At 67.8% G+C, this 21213-nt stretch carries 20 protein-coding genes; 17 read left to right on the plus strand and 3 right to left on the minus strand.

Annotated features, from left to right (window positions below):
• Positions 1 to 9 precede the first annotated feature (9 nt).
• Both Q9R31_RS15065 and Q9R31_RS15070 read right to left on the minus strand, forming a co-directional pair.
• Positions 10 to 1704 (minus strand): alpha-amylase family protein, encoded by a 1695-nt coding sequence (locus Q9R31_RS15065; RefSeq protein WP_311263516.1) that lies wholly within the window; start codon positions 1702 to 1704, stop codon positions 10 to 12.
• Positions 1701 to 2729, minus strand: coding sequence for a TIGR03885 family FMN-dependent LLM class oxidoreductase (locus tag Q9R31_RS15070; protein WP_311263517.1), 1029 nt, complete (start codon positions 2727 to 2729; stop codon positions 1701 to 1703). The genes Q9R31_RS15065 and Q9R31_RS15070 overlap by 4 nt, the downstream gene beginning before the upstream one ends.
• 163 nt (positions 2730 to 2892) lie before the next feature.
• Here Q9R31_RS15070 and Q9R31_RS15075 point away from each other — a divergent pair, with 163 nt between their 5' ends.
• Positions 2893 to 3816, plus strand: a complete 924-nt coding sequence (locus tag Q9R31_RS15075; RefSeq protein ID WP_311263518.1) for an AEC family transporter — start codon at positions 2893 to 2895, stop codon at positions 3814 to 3816.
• Positions 3817 to 3878: 62 nt separating this feature from the next.
• Complete coding sequence (locus tag Q9R31_RS15080; RefSeq protein ID WP_311263519.1) at positions 3879 to 4967, plus strand: ATP-dependent DNA ligase; 1089 nt, start codon at positions 3879 to 3881, stop codon at positions 4965 to 4967.
• Between the two features lie 121 nt (positions 4968 to 5088).
• Here the strand turns inward: Q9R31_RS15080 and Q9R31_RS15085 are convergent, their stop codons facing one another.
• Positions 5089 to 6408: an MFS transporter gene (locus tag Q9R31_RS15085; RefSeq protein WP_311263520.1), complete on the minus strand. Its 1320-nt coding sequence runs from the start codon at positions 6406 to 6408 to the stop codon at positions 5089 to 5091.
• A 233-nt stretch (positions 6409 to 6641) separates the two neighbouring features.
• On the opposite strand from Q9R31_RS15085, the gene Q9R31_RS15090 reads away from it, so the two are divergent.
• The 15 genes from Q9R31_RS15090 (at position 6642) to Q9R31_RS15160 (ending at position 21162) form a co-directional block, all read left to right on the plus strand.
• Positions 6642 to 7499, plus strand: a complete 858-nt coding sequence (locus Q9R31_RS15090) for an IclR family transcriptional regulator (RefSeq protein WP_311263521.1) — start codon at positions 6642 to 6644, stop codon at positions 7497 to 7499.
• A gap of 155 nt (positions 7500 to 7654) precedes the next feature.
• Positions 7655 to 8536: a shikimate dehydrogenase gene (locus Q9R31_RS15095; RefSeq protein ID WP_311263522.1), complete on the plus strand. Its 882-nt coding sequence runs from the start codon at positions 7655 to 7657 to the stop codon at positions 8534 to 8536.
• Positions 8536 to 10404, plus strand: coding sequence for a TIM barrel protein (locus Q9R31_RS15100; RefSeq protein ID WP_311263523.1), 1869 nt, complete (start codon positions 8536 to 8538; stop codon positions 10402 to 10404). Before Q9R31_RS15095 ends, Q9R31_RS15100 begins: the two co-directional genes overlap by 1 nt.
• A gap of 49 nt (positions 10405 to 10453) precedes the next feature.
• On the plus strand, positions 10454 to 11326 hold the full coding sequence (gene pcaH / locus Q9R31_RS15105) for a protocatechuate 3,4-dioxygenase subunit beta (protein ID WP_311263524.1): 873 nt from the start codon (positions 10454 to 10456) through the stop codon (positions 11324 to 11326).
• A 4-nt stretch (positions 11327 to 11330) separates the two neighbouring features.
• The gene (gene pcaG, locus Q9R31_RS15110) at positions 11331 to 11888 is read left to right on the plus strand and encodes a protocatechuate 3,4-dioxygenase subunit alpha (RefSeq protein WP_311263525.1); all 558 of its coding nucleotides are present in this window, start codon (positions 11331 to 11333) and stop codon (positions 11886 to 11888) included.
• Complete coding sequence (locus tag Q9R31_RS15115; protein WP_311263526.1) at positions 11885 to 13354, plus strand: lyase family protein; 1470 nt, start codon at positions 11885 to 11887, stop codon at positions 13352 to 13354. The genes pcaG and Q9R31_RS15115 overlap by 4 nt, the downstream gene beginning before the upstream one ends.
• The gene (locus tag Q9R31_RS15120) at positions 13347 to 14165 is read left to right on the plus strand and encodes an alpha/beta fold hydrolase (protein ID WP_311263527.1); all 819 of its coding nucleotides are present in this window, start codon (positions 13347 to 13349) and stop codon (positions 14163 to 14165) included. The genes Q9R31_RS15115 and Q9R31_RS15120 overlap by 8 nt, the downstream gene beginning before the upstream one ends.
• Positions 14162 to 14587, plus strand: coding sequence for a 4-carboxymuconolactone decarboxylase (pcaC, locus tag Q9R31_RS15125; RefSeq protein ID WP_311263528.1), 426 nt, complete (start codon positions 14162 to 14164; stop codon positions 14585 to 14587). The genes Q9R31_RS15120 and pcaC overlap by 4 nt, the downstream gene beginning before the upstream one ends.
• On the plus strand, positions 14584 to 15801 hold the full coding sequence (locus tag Q9R31_RS15130; RefSeq protein WP_311263529.1) for a thiolase family protein: 1218 nt from the start codon (positions 14584 to 14586) through the stop codon (positions 15799 to 15801). The genes pcaC and Q9R31_RS15130 overlap by 4 nt, the downstream gene beginning before the upstream one ends.
• Positions 15801 to 16502, plus strand: coding sequence for a 3-oxoacid CoA-transferase subunit A (locus Q9R31_RS15135; RefSeq protein ID WP_311263530.1), 702 nt, complete (start codon positions 15801 to 15803; stop codon positions 16500 to 16502). The genes Q9R31_RS15130 and Q9R31_RS15135 overlap by 1 nt, the downstream gene beginning before the upstream one ends.
• Before the next feature lies 1 nt (position 16503).
• Complete coding sequence (locus Q9R31_RS15140; protein ID WP_311263531.1) at positions 16504 to 17172, plus strand: 3-oxoacid CoA-transferase subunit B; 669 nt, start codon at positions 16504 to 16506, stop codon at positions 17170 to 17172.
• Positions 17173 to 17195: 23 nt separating this feature from the next.
• Positions 17196 to 18008: an IclR family transcriptional regulator C-terminal domain-containing protein gene (locus Q9R31_RS15145; RefSeq protein WP_311263532.1), complete on the plus strand. Its 813-nt coding sequence runs from the start codon at positions 17196 to 17198 to the stop codon at positions 18006 to 18008.
• A 219-nt stretch (positions 18009 to 18227) separates the two neighbouring features.
• Positions 18228 to 19439, plus strand: a complete 1212-nt coding sequence (locus Q9R31_RS15150; protein WP_311263533.1) for a Re/Si-specific NAD(P)(+) transhydrogenase subunit alpha — start codon at positions 18228 to 18230, stop codon at positions 19437 to 19439.
• On the plus strand, positions 19439 to 19792 hold the full coding sequence (locus Q9R31_RS15155) for an NAD(P) transhydrogenase subunit alpha (RefSeq protein WP_311263534.1): 354 nt from the start codon (positions 19439 to 19441) through the stop codon (positions 19790 to 19792). The genes Q9R31_RS15150 and Q9R31_RS15155 overlap by 1 nt, the downstream gene beginning before the upstream one ends.
• On the plus strand, positions 19789 to 21162 hold the full coding sequence (locus Q9R31_RS15160) for an NAD(P)(+) transhydrogenase (Re/Si-specific) subunit beta (RefSeq protein WP_311263535.1): 1374 nt from the start codon (positions 19789 to 19791) through the stop codon (positions 21160 to 21162). The genes Q9R31_RS15155 and Q9R31_RS15160 overlap by 4 nt, the downstream gene beginning before the upstream one ends.
• The last annotated feature ends 51 nt before the right edge of the window (positions 21163 to 21213 follow it).

The following is a 21213-nucleotide window of genomic DNA, read 5'->3' on the forward strand; positions in this document are numbered from 1 at the left end:
GGCGGCGGGTTACGGTGCCAGCCGGTCGCCTCTCCGGTGCATGCGGAACCAGCGGTAGCCGTAGCGGCCCAGCTCCACCGTGAAGCCGCCGTCGGGCTCCAGGGGGACGTTGCCGCCGTCGAACAGGTCCAGCAGCATGGCGTCCCGGAACGCTCCCGGCGGGCCGTCGACCGGCCCGGCGTTCGCCGTGACCTTGACGGGCGCTTCGCCGAAGTTGTGCAGCAGCACCACGCTGGCCTCCGAAGAGCTGCAGCGATGGGCGAAGACAGCAGGCTCCGGCTGCTCGATCACGGCGAATTCGCCCCAGCCGAGCTCCGGCGATTCGCGGTACCGCTGGATGAGCGTGGCCATGAAGTTCCACAGGGAGGCGGGATCCCGCTTGGCGGCGGCGGCATTGACCTTCTCCGGACCATACTCCCCGCGCACCAGCGGGACCACCAGTTCGGATGCCTTGGCACTCGAGAAGCCGCCGTTCTTTTCATCGTTCCACTGCATGGGCGTGCGGACGGCGGCGCGGCCCTTCTGCCGCAGGTCCTCGCCCATTCCAATCTCTTCGCCGTAGAAGAGCACCGGCGTCCCGGGCAGGGAGAACATCAGGGAGTAGACCATCCGGATCCGGTCGGCGTCGCCATCCAGCATCGGCGGCAGTCGTCGGCGCAGTCCCCGGCCGTAGAGCTGCATGTTCTTGTCCGGCCCGAACGCGGCAAAAACCTCCTGCCGCTCACGGTCGCTGAGTTTATCCAGGGTGAGCTCGTCATGGTTGCGCACGAACATGGCCCAGTGGTTGTCCGGGTGCAGCCTGGGACGCGTCTTCAGCGTCTCGGCCAGCGGCCGGGCGTCCTGCCTGGCGAGCGACAGGTAGATGTGCTGCATGGCCATGAAGTCGAACTGCATGTTCAGCTCGTTACCTTCGGCGCCGCCGAAATACTCAAGTTGTTCCTTGTACGGCAGGTTCACCTCGCCCAGCAGCACCGCCCCACCATTGCGCCTGTTGAGGAAGCTGCGCAGGGCGCTGAGGTAGTCGTGCGGGTTGATGTTGGCCGCCTCGTCCTTGGGGGCGCCGCGGGTTTCCAGGAAGAACGGCACGGCATCCAGCCGGAAACCGTCCAGCCCGAGCTCCAGCCACAGGCCCATGGCTTTGGCGATCTCGTTGCGTACTGCCGGGTTGGTGACGTTGAGGTCCGGCTGGTGCTCCATGAACATGTGCAGGTACCACTCCCCGGTGGCATCGTCCCGGGTCCAGATGGAGGTTTGTTCGCCCGGAAAAACCACTTCCGATGACGTGTCCGGCGGAGGGTCGCTCCGCCAGACGTAGTAGTCGCGGTACGCGTTGTCCACCGACGTGCGGGCCTCGAGGAACCAGGGGTGCCGGTTCGAGGTGTGGTTCACCACGAAGTCCGCGATGACCCGGATGCCCCGGTCCTTTGCGGTGCGGATGAACTCCACGAAGTCGCCCAGCGTGCCGAACCGCCGGTCGACGTCGAAAAAGTCCGTCACGTCGTAGCCGTCGTCCCTGTCCGGCGACGGGTAGAACGGCATGAGCCAGATGCAGTTCACGCCCAGTGCCGCGAGGTAGTCCACGCGCTGGGTCAGGCCGGCGAAGTCGCCGGTGCCGTCGCCGTCGTCGTCAAAAAAGGTCTCCACGTCCAGGCAGTAGATCACCGCGGTTTTCCACCACAGGTCGGACGTCTCAGCGATGTTCACGCTGGAGCGTCCGACGCCGGGTTGGCAGCCGCCGCCGCCAGCTGCGGTTCCGTGGGGGTACCGCCGGCGGTGCGCACCTGCGGGAGCACCTGTGCGGCGAATGCGTCGATGAAAGGACCCTGGACCTGCCCCACGAAGTGCAGGTACAGCTCGTCGAAGCCCAGCTCCGCGTATTCAGCCAGCCAGTCCACGTGCCGGCCCAGACTGGCTGAAACGTTCACGGTGCCGCGGACCTGCTCCTCGCCCACGTGCCCGCCAACCCCGTCGAAATGGCCCGCGGAGGGCAGGTCCCAGGGGATGGGTGGTGCGAAAGTGTTTGTCCGCCACTGCTCCAACGCAACGGCAACCGCCTCGTCCTCAGTTCCTGCCCAGGACAAGTGCACCTGCAAAACCGCTTTGCCCTTGCCACCGTTGTCCCGGTAGGCGGCGAGCATGTCCCGCAGCTTGGGCGCCGGCTGGTTGACGGTGACCAGGCCGTCCGCCCAGGCTGCCGCCCGGCGGGCCGTGTCCACGCTGATGGCCGGGGCGATGAGCGGGGGCGGGGAATCGGGGACGTCCCAGATCCGCGCCTGCTCCACGGTCACCAGACCGCGGTGGGTGACTTCCTCGCCGCGGTGAAGGCGGCGGATTACGTCCACGCATTCTTCCAGCCGGCGCTGCCGGAGGTCTTTGGCTGGCCAGGGGTCACCGGTGATGTGCTCGTTCATGTTTTCGCCGCTGCCGGGGGCAAACCAGAACCTGCCGGGGAACATGCAGGCCAGGGTTGCGGAGGCGTGGGCGATGATGGCGGGGTGGTAGCGCTGGCCCGGTGCGGTCACCACGCCGAACCGCAGGCTGGTGGTGGCCAGCGCCGCGCCCAGCCACGACCACGCGAAGCCGGAGTGCCCCTGCCGGGCGGACCACGGCTCGATATGGTCCGAGCACATGGCCGCGTCAAAGCCCGCCCGTTCCGCGTGCTGGACGTCCTTGAGCAACTGGCCGGGACTGATCTGTTCGTGGGATGCGTGGAAGCCGACGGTAACCATCGTTAAGCTGTACCGTCCGGCAGGCCGCCTGTCGAGGGGTATCCGGCGCTGCCCTGGCGACAGGTGGCGACAGCATGGCCTGCTTGTCCGATAAGTTTGAGACTTGTAGTCCTTTGTCCTGCCGCCGTGCAGGGCGGGGCGGAACCGGAAGGAAGTATGCCAAGTGGGCGGTGTGCTCATCGGACTGGCGGTGATCGGCGTCGTCATCGGCGTGGGATACATCGCTGCGCGTTGCGGGCTGGGCGACGAACCCACCATCTCGGCACTGACCCGTACCGCCTTCTTCATCACCAACCCGGTGCTGCTCTTCACCGTGGTGCTGAAATCGGACCTTTCCGTGGTCTTTTCCGCTTATGTTCCGCTCGCCCTGATCACCGCGGCGGTCACCGCGCTTCTTTATGTCGCCGCCAGCCGGATCTGGTTCCGAAGGCCGCTGGCTGAAACGGCCGTGGGCGCGATGGCCGGCTCCTATGTCAACGCCAACAACATCGGCATCCCCATCACGCTGTACGCCCTGGGGGACGCTACCCCCGTAGCTCCGGTCCTGCTGGTCCAGTTGCTCCTGTTCGCCCCGCTGGTCCTGACCCTGCTGGACCTCTCGGAGGCCGGCCGGTTCTCGCCCCGGCTCATGCTGACCCAGCCGTTCCGGAACCCCATGATCATTGCCTCGCTCCTGGGCGTGGTCCTGGCCGCGTTGCACGTGCAGCCCCCGCCCCCGGTGATGGCGCCGCTGACGCTCCTGGGCGGCGCGGCCGTCCCCGTGGTGCTGCTGGCTTTCGGGATGTCGCTGCACGGGACCAAAATGCTTCGGAGCGGCGGCCACACGGCCGAAATCCTTACTGCCACGGCACTCAAGTCCGCGGTGATGCCGGCGGTGGCGTTCGTCGTCGGCCGCTTCCTCTTTGACCTGGACCACCACATGCTGCTGGGCGTGGTGCTCATGGCCGCGCTGCCCTCGGCCCAGAACGTGTTCCTGTTTGCCAGCAAATACGGGAAAGGCGTGGCGGTGGCGCGGGAAACGATCCTGCTCTCCACGGCCGCCGCGGCGCCCGTGCTGGTGCTGGTGGTCTGGCTCCTGGCCGGCTGAAAACCCTTCCGGCGCCGTGGCGCCCTACCGTCCAGGGCGTGGGCCGGGCAAGAATGGGCACTATGGAACTTCCCGTGATGCCGCCCGTCCCGCCCATGCTCGCCAAGGCCGTCAGCGGCATTGACGGCATTCCAGGAAGCGGGGACCTCAGTTACGAGCCCAAGTGGGACGGCTTCCGGTCCATCATCTTCAGGGACGGTGACGACCTTGAGATCGGCAGCCGCAACGAGAAGCCCATGACCCGCTACTTCCCGGAGCTCGTTGCGGCGCTGAAGGAAAACCTGCCGCCGCGCTGCGTGGTGGACGGCGAGATCATCCTCGTGGGGGCTTCCGGGGACCGGCTGGATTTCGACGCCCTGCAGCAGCGCATCCACCCCGCCGCCAGCCGGGTGAAGCTCCTGGCCCAACAAACCCCGGCGAGCTTCGTGGCATTCGACCTGCTGGCGCTCGGCGACGACGACTACACCGCCAGGCCGTTTTCGGAACGGCGGGCGGCGCTGGAGAAGGCGCTCGCGGCCAGCAGCGTACCGGTCCACCTCACCGCCGCCACCACGGACAAGCACACCGCCGCGCAGTGGTTCGAACAGTTCGAGGGGGCCGGGCTGGACGGCATTGTGGCCAAGCGCCTGGACGGCCGGTACGAGCCGGACAAGCGGGTCATGTTCAAGGTCAAGCACGAGCGCACGGCGGACTGCGTGGTGGCCGGCTACCGGCTCCACAAAAGCGGACCGGACGCCATCGGCTCCCTGCTGCTGGGCCTCTACAAGGACGACGGCGGCCTGGCGAGCGTAGGCGTGATCGGCGCCTTCCCGATGAAGCGCCGCAAGGAATTGTTTGACCAGCTCCAGCCGCTGGTGACCGATTTCGACAACCACCCGTGGGCGTGGGCCAAGCAGGAAGAAGGGGAGCGGACGCCGCGGAACGCCGAAGGCAGCAGGTGGAGCGCCGGGAAGGACCTGTCCTTCGTTCCGCTTCGCCCGGAACTGGTGGTGGAAGTCCGCTACGACCACATGGAGGGCGACAGGTTCCGGCACACCGCCCAGTTCAACCGCTGGCGGCCGGACCGGGACCCGGAGTCATGCACCTATGAGCAACTGGAGGAGCCGGTCAACTTTGACCTGGCCTCGGTGCTGGAGACCGGACGGGCGTAGCGGGGGCTCAGGCCAGGCCTGGGCCAAAGCAGCCCAGTTTTAAGAGGGGAAAGCCCGCCATTTGGGGGAATGGCGGGCTTTCCGGCTTCAAAACCGGGCCAGTGTGGACGCTTTCAGGTGCCTACTTCAGGCCCAGCAGCTTGGTGGGGGTCCGGAAGGACTCCTTGGCGGTCAGCGCCGAGACTGCCGCAACGGCGCAGATGATGGCGGTGAAGATGCTGATCTGGACCCAGCCTCCGGGCTTGATGCCGCCCATGGCAGCCACGATGGCCGGTGCGAACCCTGCCATCAGGAAGCCCAGCTGGGTGCCGATGGCCAGGCCGGAGAACCGGACCTTGGTGCTGAACATCTCGGCGTAGAAGGACGGCCAGACGGCGTTGGCTGCTGCATAGCCGCCGGAGAAGTAGCCGATGGCGGCCAGGAACATCAGGGGGACGCTGCCGGACTCCAGGCTGAGCAGGAACACTGGGGTCAGGGCCGCGCTGGCCAGGGCGCCGTAGATGAAGACCGGCTTGCGGCCAATCTTGTCCGCAAGCATTCCAAAGAGCGGTTGCGTGCCCAGGGCGACCAGGTTGGCGCCCACCACCAGCCAGAGGGTGGTGGTTCCGTCCACTCCCGCCACGGTCTTGGCGTAGCTGATGGCCAGGGTGCCGAACACGGTGGACACGGCAGCGATGAAGGCGCAGCAGATCACGCGGAGGACGTCGCGCCAGTGGCCCTTGAGCAGGTCCGCCACGGGAAGCTTGGCGATCTGGGCGTTCTTGCGGGCTTCCTCGAACGCGGGCGGCTCATGCAGGGTGCGGCGGATAAGGAATGCGACCACGACCACCACGGCGCTGAGCCAGAACGGGATCCGCCAGCCGATGCCGAACTTAATCTCATCCGGCAGGGCCAGGACGGGAATGAACACCAGGGCCGCGAGGATCTGGCCGCCCTGCGTACCGGTCAGGGTCCAGGAAGTGAAGAACGAGCGGCGGTTGTCCGGGGCGTGCTCCAGCGTCATGGAGGAGGCGCCGGCCTGCTCACCGGCGGCGGAGAGGCCCTGGCAGAGACGTGCGAGCACCAGCAGTACAGGAGCCCACCAGCCGACGGTGTGGAAGTCCGGCAGGCAGCCGATGATGAAGGTGGAGCCGCCCATGAGCAGCAGGGTGAACATCAGGACCTTCCGGCGGCCCACCCGGTCACCGAAGTGGCCCAGGATGATGGCCCCCACGGGACGTGCCACGTAGGCGAAGCCGAAGGTGGCGAAGGACATGATGGCGGCGTTGGTGTCTGCATCGGGGAAGAAGACCTTGGGGAAGATCAGTGCCGCAGCGGATCCGAAGATGAAGAAATCGTAGTATTCGACCGCGCTGCCCAGGAAGCTGGCGAGGGCGGCCTTCTTGGGCGTCCCGGCAGAGGTGAGGGCACCCGCCCCGGCGGACGGAAGTGTCTGGCTCATGGTGTTCCTTTGGTGTGACGACATTGTCGCTGATGGATCTGGGGGTCGCAGCCGCCGTTGCCTTGGTGCGGGCGGGGCGCGATGCGGCTGGAGTCCGGAAGAAGACCCGGCATTCGTAGCCACATGGTGGGAGCTACTTGTGCGATACAGAAACTATGGCTGTGAGGGCTGTCACTTGTCAAGAAAATAATCACTAGGTAGAAATAGCTCTCACATTGTGGCAACATCGAAGCATGAGTGTGAACCAAGCCACAGTGAACGATGACGTTCAGCCCCAGCCTGCGGAATTGCCCGAAGAGGTGGGCATCGGGCCCGGCGCCGGCGGCAGGAAGGGGGCCGACCGGACCGATATGGTGGGCAAGGCGCTGGGCCTCCTGGTACTGCTGGGGGACGAGCCCCGCGGGGCAAGCGCCGCCGAGATATCGCGGCGGGCGGAGCTGCCCTTCAGCACCACCTACCGGCTCCTTGGCTCCTTGGCCCGGGACGGCTTTGTGGACTATGAGCCGGACGGCCGCCGCTACCATCTGGGCCTGCGCATCTTCCAGCTGGGCCAGCGCGTGTCCAACCATCATGGCTTCGCCGGTACGGCCATGCCGGTCCTGCGCCGCGTTACTGCCGAGACCGGTGAGGCGACCATCCTTAGCGTCCGCGACGGCCACCACCACCTGACGGTCAGCAAGGTGGACGGCCCGCAGATCTTCCGGGTAACCAGTGACCCCGGCCATCTGGGCTCCCTGTCCACCACCGCCGTCGGAAAGGCCCTGGTGGCTTTCGCCGAGGACGCGGAGCGGGAAAGGCTCCTGGCGGAGCTGCCGCTTGAGGGGCTCACTGAAAAGTCCATCACCGATCGGGATGCGTTCCGCGCAGAAATTGAGAAGGTGCGGCGGCAGGGCTACGCCGTCATGGACGAGGAAAACGAGGCCGGCATGCGTGCTGTGGCAGTCCCGCTGCTCAACAGCCAGGGGCACGCGTTCGCATCCCTGGCAACTGCCGTGCCGGTGTTCCGGCTGGGCCTTGAGGAGTTGAAGGCCCACGTCCCGCTGCTGCAGGAAGCCGCGGCGGAGCTGGCCGCCAGGCTTCCGCAGCGGTAGCAATCAGGGCAACTTTCTGTCTTTGAACCTCGTCGTTGTTCGTATCTAGAACAAGAGTGCGATAAGTGAACAATTGATGTACCGTAATCCCTGTCACCCTGCAGCGCGGCCCACGTTCCGCGACTGCCCGGTGCCGTACCGAAGGAGCTGCACGCATGAGCAATCGAACTGAGTCCTACCTGGTGGGACTGGTTGGTGACGGCGTCACGCCATCGCTCACGCCGCCCATGCACGAACGGGAAGGTGACGTGCAGGGCCTGCGCTACCTGTACCGCCCCATCGACCTGCTGGAGCTGGGCCTGACCGGAGAGTCGGTCGGCGCCATCCTGCACAGTGCCCGCACGCTGGGCTTCAACGGCCTGAACATCACGCACCCCTGCAAGCAGCTTGTCCTGCAGCACCTGGACGAGGTCAGCCCGGACGCCCGGCGGCTCGGGGCCGTCAACACCGTGGTGATCCGCGACGGCCGATTCATCGGCCACAACACCGACTTCTCCGGCTTTGCCGCCGCACTCGCCTCCGGCCTGCCCGGCGCGAAGCTGGACCGTGTGGTGCAGCTTGGCGCCGGGGGCGCGGGGTCCGCCGTCGCCTACGCCCTGTTGACCGCTGGCGTCCGCATGCTGCACCTGGTGGATATGGACCCCGCGCGGGCCGGGGCCCGGGCTGCCGAGCTGGCCGGCTTCTTCCCGGACAGCACCGTGACGGCAGGCACGACGGCGGAGCTGCCGCAGCTGATGCGCACGGCCGACGGCCTGGTTCACTGCACCCCGGTGGGCATGGCCGCCCATCCCGGCGTCCCGCTGGACCTGGACCTGCTGGAGCCCCGGCACTGGGTGGCGGACATCGTCTACCGCCCCATCGACACCGAGCTGGTCCGCGGGGCCCGGGCCAAGGGCTGCAACGTCCTCGACGGCGGCCGGATGGCCGTGGGCCAGGCCTCGGATGCATTCCGGATCTTCACCGGCCTGGCCGCCGACCCGGACCGCATGCGCAGCCACTTCCTTGAGCTTGTTGCCGCCGAGGAGGTGGCCGCCTGATGCGCACCGGAATCGCCACCGTCTGCCTGTCCGGCACCCTGAAGGAGAAGATGCAAGCCTGCGCCATCGCAGGCTTCGACGGCATCGAAATCTTCGAACAGGACCTGGTCACCTCACCGCTCAGCCCCGAAGACGTGCGGAAGATGGCCGCCGACCTGGGCCTGGGCCTGGACCTTTACCAGCCGTTCCGCGACTTCGACGGCGTCACCCCGGACCTGCTCAAGGCCAACCTCCGGCGCGCCGAGGCCAAGTTCAAGCTCATGTCCCGGCTGGGCATGGACACCATCCTGGTCTGCTCCAACGTTGCCACGGCCACCATCGACGACGACGGCCTCCGCGCCGAACAGCTGGCACAGCTGGCGAACCTCGCCGGCGACCATGGCGTCAAGGTGGCGTATGAAGCGTTGGCCTGGGGCAAGTACGTCAACGACTACGAACACGCCTACCGGCTGGTGGAGATGGTGGACCACCCCAACCTGGGGACCTGCCTGGACTCCTTCCACATCCTGTCCCGGGACTGGGAAACCTCCCACATCGAGGGGTTCAACCCGGAGAAGATCTTCTTCGTCCAGGTGGCGGACGCCCCCAAGCTCTCCATGGACGTACTGTCCTGGAGCCGGCACTACCGGGTCTTCCCGGGTGAAGGCCAGTTCGAGCTGGCCAAGTTCATGGGCCACGTGGTCCGCGCCGGCTACACCGGCCCTGTGTCGCTCGAGGTCTTCAACGACGTCTTCCGCCAGTCGGACGTGGAGCGCACGGCCGTCGACGCCATGCGGTCGCTCATCTGGCTTGAGGAGCAGAGCGCCAAATGGCTCGCGGACGCCGAAGGGGCGCCAAACAACGGCGCCGCGCCCCGCCGTCGTTATCCCATGGAACTTGCCACGCTGCCCAAGGTGAACGAGCCTGCCGGCTTCAACTTCGCCGAAGTCAAGGCCGACGACACCGCACAGCTGGAGAAACTCCTGGGCCAGCTCGGCTTCGCCTTCGAAGGCCGGCACCGCACCAAGGACGTCCAGCTCTGGACCATGGGCCAGGCCCGGGTGATCATCAACGAACAGGCAGCGCAGCATGCCGAGCCCGCCATCGCGGCGCTGGGGTTCGACGTCGATTCGCCGGTGATTGCCTCCGCCCGGGCCCAGCAGCTCAAGGCCCCCGTGGTGGCCCGCAAGGTCCAGGCGGACGAGGAAGTGTTCCAGGGCATCTCCGCGCCGGACTCCACCGAAATCTTCCTCTGCCAGGGCAGCCCCGACGGCACTGCGGCGTGGACGCACGAGTTCGGGGAAGGGCTGGAACACCCCTCCGCGGGGGCCAGCGCGGTCATCGACCACGTCAACCTTGCCCAGCCGTGGCAGCACTTCGACGAAGCAGTCCTCTTCTACACGAGCGCCCTGGCCCTGGAGCCGCAGCCGTTCGCGGAGGTGCCCAGCCCCGGCGGGCTGGTTCGCTCGCAGGTCATGCAGACCTCCGACGGCGCGGTGCGGCTTGTCCTGAACCTCGCCCCCATCCAGCAGGCCAGGAGCGAGGTCCGCAAGACCTACCAGGAACACATCGCCTTCGCGGTGGACGACCTCGTGGCGACGGCCCGCGCAGCACGGGACCGGGGCCTTGAGTTCCTGCAGATCCCGGCCAACTACTACGAGGACCTGGACGCCCGGTTCGACCTTGAACCCGGCTTCCTGGCCACGCTGCAGGAGCTGAACCTTCTGTTTGACCGGGACGCCGACGGCGAATTCCTGCATTTCTACACAGCCACCGTGGGAAGTGTCTTCTTCGAAATGGTGGAACGCCGCGGTGGTTATGACGGCTACGGTGCCCCCAACGCTCCCGTCCGCCACGCAGTCCAATACGACTCGCTCCACCGCAGCTGACCCACCCAGACCCAGACGTAAGTAACAAACAACCAGAAAGGAGCCAGCCGTGCCGGAAGAGATCACCGCGGAGCTGGAGTCGGAGGAACTCGTGCCCCCGGCCGAACCGAAGGCTGCCCACCAGCCCCTGGACAAGGCCATCGAGTCACAGGCGGACCTCAGTGCAGAGATCAACGCCATCGGCGAGGCCTACCAGCGAGCGTTGAAGGACGGCGGCACTGCCGAGACCCAGCCGCGGCTGGACTACCCGCCATACCGCAGCAGCATCCTGCGCCACCCCACCAAGAGCCTGCACCACGCGGATCCGGAAACCATCGAGCTGTACTCGCCGGCGTTCGGGCACCAGGACGTGCACGCCCTCGAATCCGACCTGACCATCCAGCACAACGGCGAACCGCTGGGCGAGCGGATCATCGTCTCCGGCAAGGTCCTGGACGGCGACGGCCGGCCGGTGGCGGGCCAGCTCGTGGAGATCTGGCAGGCCAATGCGTCCGGCCGCTACATCCACAAGCGCGACCAGCATCCTGCACCCATTGACCCCAACTTCACGGGCATCGGCCGCTGCATCACCGGCCCGGATGGCTCCTACCGGTTCACCACCATCAAGCCCGGCGCGTACCCGTGGAAGAACCACCTGAATGCCTGGCGCCCGGCACACATCCACTTCTCGCTGTTCGGCACCGAGTTCACCCAGCGCATCATCACCCAGATGTACTTCCCCGGCGACCAGCTTTTCCCGCTGGACCCGATCTACCAGACCATCGTGGACCAGGACGCCCGCGACCGGCTGGTGGCAACCTACGACCACAGCCTCACAGAGCCCGAATGGGCCCTGGGCTACAACTGGGACATCGTCCTGACGGGGCCCAAGCGGACCTGGACCGAAAACGAGGCGCTCGGCGCAGAAGGTGATGAGGAATAGGAAAATGAGCACCAAACTTGTTCCCACCCCGGGCCAGACCGTTGGCCCCTTTTACGGCTACGCGCTGCCGTTCGAGAAGGACAACGAGCTGCTGGCCCCTGGTTCAGCCGGCTCCATCCGCCTGCAGGGCACCGTGTACGACGGCTCCGGCCAGGCCATTCCGGACGCCATCCTGGAAATCTGGCAGCCGGACGCCGAGGGCAAGGTTGTCCAGCGCACCGGCTCCCTGGTCCGCGACGGCTACACCTTCACCGGGTGGGGCCGCGGCGCCGTGGGCAATTCCGGCGTCTTCACTTTCACCACCGTCAACCCCGGCCCCACCAAGCCCGGGGCAGCGGCGTTCATCTCAGTGGCCATCTTTGCCCGCGGCCTGACCAACCGCCTGTTCACCCGGATCTACCTTCCGGAGGACACCGAAGCGCTGGCCAACGATCCGCTGCTCACCTCGCTGGAACCGGAGCGCCGCCAGACGCTGATCGCCCGCCGCGACCCTGATGGCGGCCTCACCTGGGACATCCGCCTCCAGGGTGAGGGCGAGACGGTCTTCCTGGACTTCCAGTGACCAACACCGCCCCGGGAAACCTGCGAGACTTCGCGGAAGAGGCCGACGCCGGCCTGCTCAGTCCCGTGTCAGCGTCACCCCTGGTGGCAGCACTGACAGGGGACCGGGCAGTGCTGGCGGCGATCCTCGCCGTCGAGTCCGGCTGGGCAGCCGTGCTGCAACGGGCCGGCCTGGCACCTGCCGGTTCCGCCGCCGTCGTGGCTTCCGCTGCCGAGGCGGGGCGCTACGACCTCGCCGGCATTGCGCTGCGAGCCCAGGGCGGCGGCAACCCCGTCATTCCGCTGCTGGCCGACCTCCGGAAGAATGTTGCGGCCCTGGACGCCGCCGGTGTCGGCGCCGGGAAGGCCGTGCACACCTCCCTGACCAGCCAGGACGTGCTGGACACGGCCCTGATGCTGCTGGCCCGCAACACCGTGCACGCCGTGCTGGCAGATGTGAAAGGCACCACGACGGCGCTGGCCGCCCTGGCGGAGCAGCATGCGGAGACGCTGTGCGTGGGCAGGAGCCTGACGCAGCATTCCCTTCCGTACACCTTTGGGCTCCGGGCTGCGCAGTGGTTCCACGGACTTTCCGCCGCGGGCCGGCAGCTGGAACGCCTGGAATTTCCCGTCCAGTTCGGCGGCGCGGCAGGAACGCTGGCCGCCGGAACCGTGCTGACGGATGGCACGCACGCCACACCGTTCACCCTGGCCGACGCCCTGGCAGCACAGCTGGGGCTCGCCCCGGCGGCGGCTCCCTGGCACACCAACCGCCTGGCCATCACCTCCCTTGGGCATGCGCTGGCTTCGGTCCTGGACGCGTTCGGCAAGATCGCCGCGGACGTCCTGTTCCTGAGCCGGCCCGAGGTGGCCGAGCTCGCGGAACCGCGCGCTGCCGGCCGCGGGGTGTCCTCCGCCATGCCGCAGAAGCAGAACCCTGTGCTGTCTGTCCTGGTCCGCAGTGCCGCACTGCAGGGGCCCGGCCTGGCTGCCCAGTTACACATGGCCGCCGCAAACTTTAACGATGAACGCCCAGACGGCGCCTGGCACACCGAATGGCCGGCACTCCGCCAGCTCCTGGCCCTGGCCCTCGGCGCCGCCGGCCACCTCCGCGAGCTCGCGGAGGGACTGCAGGCTTTCCCGGACGCCATGCGCCGCAACCTGGATCTCGCGGGCCCGCTGCTGCTGGCCGAGGGTGTCAGCGCCGCGGTGGCACCGCTGCTGGCGGAGAACAACGGGCGCAACGGCAAGCAGCAGCTGCAGGACGTCGTGGACCAGACCCTGCAGACGCCCCCGGCAGAGCAGGCCGGCACCTACCGCAAGCTGCTCCGCGAAGCTGTCCCCGCCGCCGTCGTCCCCGACCAGCGGCTGGAAGAGCTCCTGGACCCCGGCAGCTACCTGGGTCAGGCCCCGGACATCTCCCGGCGCATCCTGGCATCCTTTCCCGACTATGTTTCCCCCAACGCGAATGGAGCTTCCCGTGGCTAAACCGGCCGTAAAGGCAGCGCTGCTGTCCCCCCAGCGACCCCTCGGCGACCACCCCCTGCTGGTAGTGGGTCCGTCCCTGGGCACCTCATCCGTCCTGTGGAACCGGGTCGCCACCCTGCTCGGCAATCACTACGACGTTGTGGCCTGGGACCTGCCCGGCCACGGTGTCTCACCCGCCGCCACCGAACCGTTCGACGTCGCCGCCCTCGCGGACGCCGTCGTGGACCTGGTCGATTCCATCGCCCCCGGTGAGGCCTTCCACTACGCCGGAGTCTCCCTGGGCGGCGCCGTAGGACTGCAGCTCGGCGTAAAGCACGGCGAACGGCTGAAGAGCCTCTCCGTCCAGAACAGCGGAGCCAAAATCGGAACTCCCGAGGGCTGGCTGGAGCGCGCCGAAACCGTCCGCACCCAGGGCACGCCCGTGATGATCCAAGGGTCCGCCCAGCGGTGGTTCGCGCCCGGCTTCATGGACCGCGAACCCGAGTTCAGCAGCCGCCTCCTGCACTCCCTGCGCGACGCCGACCGCTTCAGCTACGCCTTCTGCTGCGAAGCCCTGGCCGCCTTCGATGTCCGCGCGGAACTGGGCAGCATCCGGGTCCCCACGCAGGTCATTGCCGGTGCGATGGACGGCGTCTCCACACCGGCAATGGCGGACGAAGTCGCGGCCGGAATCACCGCCGGCGGCGGCACCGCCACCGCCGTCACCATCGAGGGTATTTCACACCTGGCTCCCGCAGAGGCGCCCGCCCACGTTGCCGACCTCATGCGCAGCCTGGTCACCTGGGCCGAATCACGGGAGGCAGCCAAATGAGCCGGAATGAGAGGCACGGGGTGGTCCAGCCGGACGCCACCAGCCAGGAGATTTACGACGGCGGCATGGTGGTCCGGCGCGAAGTCCTTGGGGACGCGCACGTGGACCGGGCCAACGCCAACAAGGATGAGTTCACCGAGGACTTCCAGGACATGATCACGCGGATCGCCTGGGGTGGAATCTGGACCCGGCCCGGGCTCCCGCGGCAGATGCGCTCCGCGGTTACCATCACCGCCATGGTGGCGCACGGGCACTGGGAGGAGCTGGCGATGCACATCCGCGCCGCCCTCCGGAACGGGCTGAGCAGGGACGAGATCAAGGAAATCCTGCTGCAGACCGCGATCTACTGCGGAGTCCCCTCCGCCAACACCGCCTTCAAAACTGCCCAGCAGGTCTTTCGAGAAATGGACACAACACCGTGAACCAGGCTTTTGTGTACGACGCCGTGCGCACCCCGTTCGGCAAGTTCGGCTCGGGCCTCGCCGCCGTCCGCCCGGACGACCTTGCAGCGCACGTGATCAAAGAGTCCGTGAAGCGCGCTCCCGGGCTGGATCCGGAGCGGATTGACGAGGTGGTGTTCGGCAACGCCAACGGCGCCGGCGAGGAAAACCGCAACATCGCCCGCATGGGCACCCTGCTCGCGGGCTTGCCGATGTCCATCCCGGGTACCACGGTCAACCGGCTGTGCGGCTCGTCGCTGGATGCTGCGATCATCGCCTCGCGGCAGATCAACGCCGGCGACGCCGATCTGATGCTGGTGGGCGGGGCCGAGTCGATGTCCCGCGCCCCCTGGGTGCTGCCCAAGACCGAGAAACCCTACCCGGCCGGGGACATGACGCTGGCGTCCACCACGCTGGGCTGGCGCCTGGTGAACAAGGCGATGCCGAAGGAATGGACCATCTCGCTCGGTGAGGCCACCGAGCGGCTGCGCGAGAAGTACGGCGTGAGCCGGCAGGCGCAGGACGAATTTGCAGCGAACTCCCACAACCTGTCCGCCGCCGCGTGGGACGAAGGATTCTACGACAACCTCGTGGCCCCGGTCCCGGGCACGGACCTGGTGCGGGACGAGGGCATCCGTCCCGGTTCCACCGCCGAGAAGCTGGCGGCGCTGAAGACCGTGTTCCGCAAGGAACCCGAGGGCGCCGAGGTGGGCGGCACAGTCACCGCCGGGAATGCTTCGCCGCTGTCCGACGGCGCCTCCGCGGCCTGGATCGGTTCCGAGGCGGCCGCCGGCCTGCTGGGGCTGGACCCGCTGGCCCGCATCGCCGGACGCGGGGCGCATGCGAACGATCCGCAGTACTTCGGCTACGCACCCGTCGAAGCGGCGAACAAAGCCCTCGCGAAGGCGGGCATCGGCTGGGACCAGGTGGGCGCCGTCGAACTTAACGAAGCCTTCGCCGCCCAGTCCCTGGCCTGCATCAACGCCTGGGGCATCGACCCCGCCATCGTCAACCGGCACGGCGGCGCCATCGCCATGGGACACCCCCTGGGCGCCTCCGGCACCCGGATCCTGGGCACCCTGGCCCGGTCCCTGCAGGCCTCCGGCGAACGCTGGGGCGTCGCTGCCATCTGCATCGGCGTCGGCCAGGGCCTGGCCGTCGTGCTCGAAAACGTCACCGCCGGAAAGGACCAGTAATGCTGAACTTCGTAGATTCCGTCCAGGAGGCCGTGGCCGGCATCAAGGACGGCTCGACCGTGATGATCGGTGGGTTCGGCAACGCCGGCCAGCCGTTCGAACTCATCGACGCGCTGCTCGAATGCGGCGCCACCGGCCTGACCGTCGTGAACAACAACGCCGGGCAGGGCGACCAGGGCCTGGCGCTGCTCATCAAGGAAGGCCGGGTGAAGAAAATGATCTGCTCCTTCCCGCGGCAGTCAGATTCCTGGCACTTCGACGCCAAGTACAAGGCCGGGGAAATCGAGCTGGAGCTGGTCCCGCAGGGCAACCTGGCCGAACGGATCCGCGCAGCCGGAGCCGGGATCGGCGGGTTCTTCACCCCCACCGGTTACGGCACCATGCTGGCCGAGGGCAAGGAAACCCGGTTCCTGGACGGCCGCGGCCAGGTGTTCGAAACCCCCATCCACGCCGACGTCGCACTGATCAAAGCGCTGAACGCGGACGGGAAGGGCAACCTCGTCTACCGCAAGACCGCCCGGAACTTCGGCCCCATCATGGCAGCGGCCGCCAAGCAGACCATCGTCCAGGTCTCGGAGATCGTCCCCACCGGGGCGCTGGACCCGGAAAACGTGGTCACCCCGGGTATTTACGTCAACACGGTTGTCCGCGTCCCTGTGTCAGAGAGCCGCACCGCCGGCACGAGCGAGAAGGTGGCTTGAGATGACCACTGCAACAACCCTCCAGACCTCCACCGCACCGCTCGGTCGCGACGACCTCGCCCGGCTCGTGGCGAAGGACATCGCGCCCGGATCCTTCGTGAACCTTGGAATCGGGCAGCCCACCCTGGTCTCCAACTACCTCACCGACGAGCAGAACATCACCCTCCACACCGAGAACGGGATGCTCGGCATGGGTCCGGAGGCCGCGGGGGACCAGATCGACGGTGACCTCATCAACGCCGGCAAGATCCCCGTGACCGAGCTCCCCGGTGCGTCCTACTTCCACCACGCGGACTCGTTCGCGATCATGCGCGGCGGGCACCTGGACATCTGCGTCCTGGGCGCTTTCCAGGTTTCCGCCACCGGGGACCTGGCGAACTGGCACACCGGGGCACCCGGGGCGATTCCCGCCGTCGGCGGTGCCATGGACCTGGCTACCGGGGCGAAGGACGTCTTCGTCATGATGACCCTCCTGACCCGCGAAGGCGCCTCCAAGATCGTCGAGTCCTGCACCTACCCGATCACCGGCGTCGGCTGCGTCACCCGCGTCTACACCGACAAGGGCGTCTTCCTCACCGGCCCCGGCGGCGTCACCGTCCGCGAAACCTTCGGCTGCACCCTCGAAGAACTCCAGGAACTTGTACCGGTGCCCCTCAAGGCCGCCGCCTGAGGACAGCCCTAGGATTGGTAACCATGACCGACGCCGCAGGTACAGATATCCAGCCAGCCCCGCAGGCCAGCGACCAGTACGTCCAGTCCCTGGCACGCGGGCTGGCGGTGATTCGTGCCTTCGACGCGGACCGTCCGGTTATGACGCTCACCGAGGTGGCAGGCCGCACCGGCCTGACCCGGGCCACGGCACGCCGGTTCCTGCACACGCTCGTGGAGCTGGGCTACGTGCGCACCGACGGCAAGACGTTCGCGTTGACGGCCAAGGTCCTGCAGTTGGGATACGCGTACCTTTCGGGGCTGTCCCTGCCTCAGCTGGCGCAGCCGCACCTGGAGGAGCTTTCCCTCAAACTCGGCGAATCCACGTCGGCCGCCGTGCTGGACGGCACGGACATCGCGTACATCGCCCGGGTGACCACGCGCCGCATCATGACCATCGGCATCACCGTGGGCACCCGGTTCCCGGCCTACGCCACCTCGATGGGCCGGGTGCTCCTCGCACACGTGCCGCCGGCAGAGCTCAAGGCCTACCTTGCTGCTGCCGACATCAAACCGCTCACGCCGCGTGCCCTGGGATCTGTCGAGGAGCTGCTGGCCGTCCTGGAAACCGTCCGTGCCCAGGGCTGGTGCCTGCTGGACCAGGAACTGGAGCTGGGCCTGATGTCGGTGGCGGCTCCGGTGTTTGACGGGCCCAAGGTGGTGGCTGCGGTCAACGTTTCCCTGCAGGCCCAGTCCGTGGAGGCGACGCCGGACCGGGAAGCCTACCTGGCGGCAGTTGCGCAGGAGATCGTGGCCACCGCGAAGCTCATCTCCGCAGACCTCACCGCCCGCGGCTAGCAGGGCCAGCGCACCGCGCAGCCAAGTCCAATCTTGATGCGCAGAGACTGCCCCTGCGCGTCGAACCAGACCCCCACTGTGCAGATACGCACACGGGGTGAGATAACTGTTTGCCATCCAACCCGGCCGCCCCACTCCCACCGCGGCAGCAGCGGCCCTAGACTCTAGCCAACTGCGTGCAGCAGAGCCGCTGCACCGCTTGTCAGAAGGAGCCACCGGGTGAAACTGGGCATACCGCGGGAACGCCGGGAGGGTGAGCGGCGTGTGGCCGCCACCCCGGACACCGTCAGGCAGCTGGCCGGTTTAGGGCTGGAGGTCCTCGTGGAAACCGGCGCAGGGGACAGCGCAGGTCACGCCGATCCGGACTACCAAAATGCCGGGGCTGCCATCGTCCCGGAGCTGGACACCGCCGCCCTCGACATCCTGGCCCACGTCCGGCCCCTTGACCCGCACACCGCCGCGTCCCTGAAAAGGGGCGCCGTCACCGTGGGTCTTGCATCGCCGTCGTCCGAGCTGCCCGCCGTGCAGGCGCTTGCGGACAGCGGGGTAACCTCCTTCGCCCTGGAGCTGGTGCCGCGCATCTCCCGCGCCCAGTCCATGGACGCCCTGAGTTCCCAGGCGCTGGTGGCCGGCTACCGCTGCGTCCTGGAGGCTGCCATCCGGCTGCCGCGCTTCTTCCCGCTCTACATGACGGCTGCCGGAACCGTCCCGCCCGCCAGGGTCCTGGTGCTCGGCGCCGGGGTGGCGGGGCTCCAGGCCATCGGCACCGCCAAGCGCCTGGGCGCACGGGTTTTCGCCAACGACATACGCCCCGCCTCCGCGGACGAGGTCGCGTCCATGGGCGGCACCTTCATCCGCCTGGATCTTGAGACGGCGGAGGCAGCGGGCGGCTACGCCCGGCAGCTAAGCTCCGACGCCGGCACGCGGCAACGGCAGTTGCTGGCACCCCACGTGGCGCAATCGGATGTGCTGATTACGACGGCGGCAGTCCCCGGGCGGCCGGCGCCCCTTTTGGTGACGCGGGAGATGGTGCAGGGCATGCGGCCGGGGTCGGTGGTCGTCGACCTCGCCGCGGAATCCGGGGGCAACGTGGAGGGATCGGTACCGGGCCAGGACATCCCGATCACCACGGCCGACGGAACCGGGCACATTACCCTGGTCGGCCTGAAGGACCCGGCGTCGGCCATGGCCTCGGACGCCTCCCGGCTCTACGCCAAGAACGTGGCAAACCTGCTGGCCCTGCTGGTCCGTACGGACGATGCGGGGAACGGCGCCCTCAAGCTGGATTTCGACGACGAAGTGGTGGCCGGTGCCTGCCTCACCCACGACGGCGTGGTACGGCACCGGCCCACGGCGGAGCTGCTGGTGGCCCGGGCACGCAGTGCCGCGGAGCCCGCCACGGCTGCGGCCCGGCAGGAAGGAAGGCTCTGATGGACGGAACAGCCCTGCTGACCATCACGGTACTGGCGGTGTTCGTCGGCTTCGAGGTGGTGTCCAAGGTATCCAGCACCCTGCACACGCCCCTGATGTCCGGCGCCAACGCCATCCATGGCATCATCCTGGTCGGTGCCATCATTGTGGCCGGCCAGGCAGCAGACCCGTGGGTCCTGGCGGTGGCGCTGCTCGCCGTCGTCCTTGCCACCGCCAACCTGGTGGGCGGGTTCGTGGTGACGGACCGGATGCTGCACATGTTCCATGCGAAAAGGGACATGGCCAAGCAGGACATCGCCAAGAAGGACGCGGCCACGACGAACGCCGTGGAGCCAAAGGCGGGCAACAGATGAGCCTCCTCGACCCGGTCTGGACCTCCCTGCTCTACCTCGCCGCGGCGGTCTGCTTCATCTTGGCCCTTCGCGGGCTCAGCTCCCCGCGGACGGCCCGCCGCGGAAATCTGGTGGGAGCGCTCGGGGCGCTGATCGCCGTCGTCACGGTGTTCCTGTCCGCCCGGCTGGAGAACATTCCCTTGATCCTTGCCGCCATCGCCGTAGGCAGCGCGGTGGCCGCACCGGTGGCCCGGCGCGTGAAGATGACGCAGATGCCGCAGCTGGTGGCCCTGTTCAACGGGGTAGGCGGCGGCGCCGCTGCCTTGGTGGCCCTCCTGGAACTGGCCCATACGGGCAATCCCTGGATCCGCGTGGCCATCGTGTTCACGCTCCTGGTGGGTGCCGTTTCCTTCGCCGGCTCGGGCATCACGTTCGCCAAGCTGCAGGAACTGATGACCACCCGGCCGGTGGTGTTCCCGGGCCTGCCGGTGGTGATGGCCGCGGTCCTGCTCGCCGCGGTGGCCGCCGGCGTTGCCGTGGTCCTCACCGGTTCGCTGCCCCTTGCGGTCCTGTTGCTGCTCCTGGGCCTTGCCGCCGGTTTCCTGCTGGTGCTGCCCGTGGGCGGCGCCGACGTGCCCATTGTCATATCCCTGCTGAACGCCTTCACCGGCCTGGCCGTCGCGGCGTCCGGGCTGGTGCTGGGCAACGTCCTGCTGGTGGTGGCCGGGACCCTGGTGGGAGCCTCGGGCACCATCCTTACCCGGGCCATGGCGGCCGCCATGGGCCGGAGCGTGGCGGGCATCCTGTTCGGGGCGTTCAGGGGAGGTTCGACGGCGGGGTCCACGGCCATCAGCGAGCGTCCGGTCCGTTCGTCCTCACCGGAGGACGTGGCAGTCCTTTTGGGGTACGCCCAGAGGGTGATTATCGTCCCCGGCTACGGCCTGGCCGTGGCCCAGGGCCAGCACACGGCCGCCGAACTGGCCCTGGCCCTGGAAGCCCGCGGGATCGAGGTGGATTTCGCCATCCATCCTGTTGCCGGCCGCATGCCGGGACACATGAACGTGCTCCTGGCCGAGGCCAACGTCCCGTACGAGTCGCTGAAGGAGATGGGCGAGATCAACCCGGAGTTCAAGACGACCGACGTGGCCCTGGTGGTGGGCGCCAACGATGTGGTGAACCCGGCAGCCAAGACTTCGTCCGGCTCGCCGATTTACGGCATGCCCATCCTGGAGGTGGCGGACGCGCGGCAGGTGGTGTTCCTCAAGCGGTCCATGCGGCCGGGATTCGCCGGCATCGAGAACGACCTGCTGTACCAGCCGCAGACGTCACTGCTGTTCGGCGACGCCAAGGACTCCCTGGCCCAGGTGCTGGGTGCGGTCAAGGCGCTGTAGGCGCGGAACACCGGCCGCCGCGGGTTACCCTTCTTTCAGAAGCTTGCTTTC

Source organism: Pseudarthrobacter sp. BRE9 (genome assembly GCF_031844305.1).
Classification (GTDB): Bacteria; Actinomycetota; Actinomycetes; order Actinomycetales; family Micrococcaceae; genus Arthrobacter.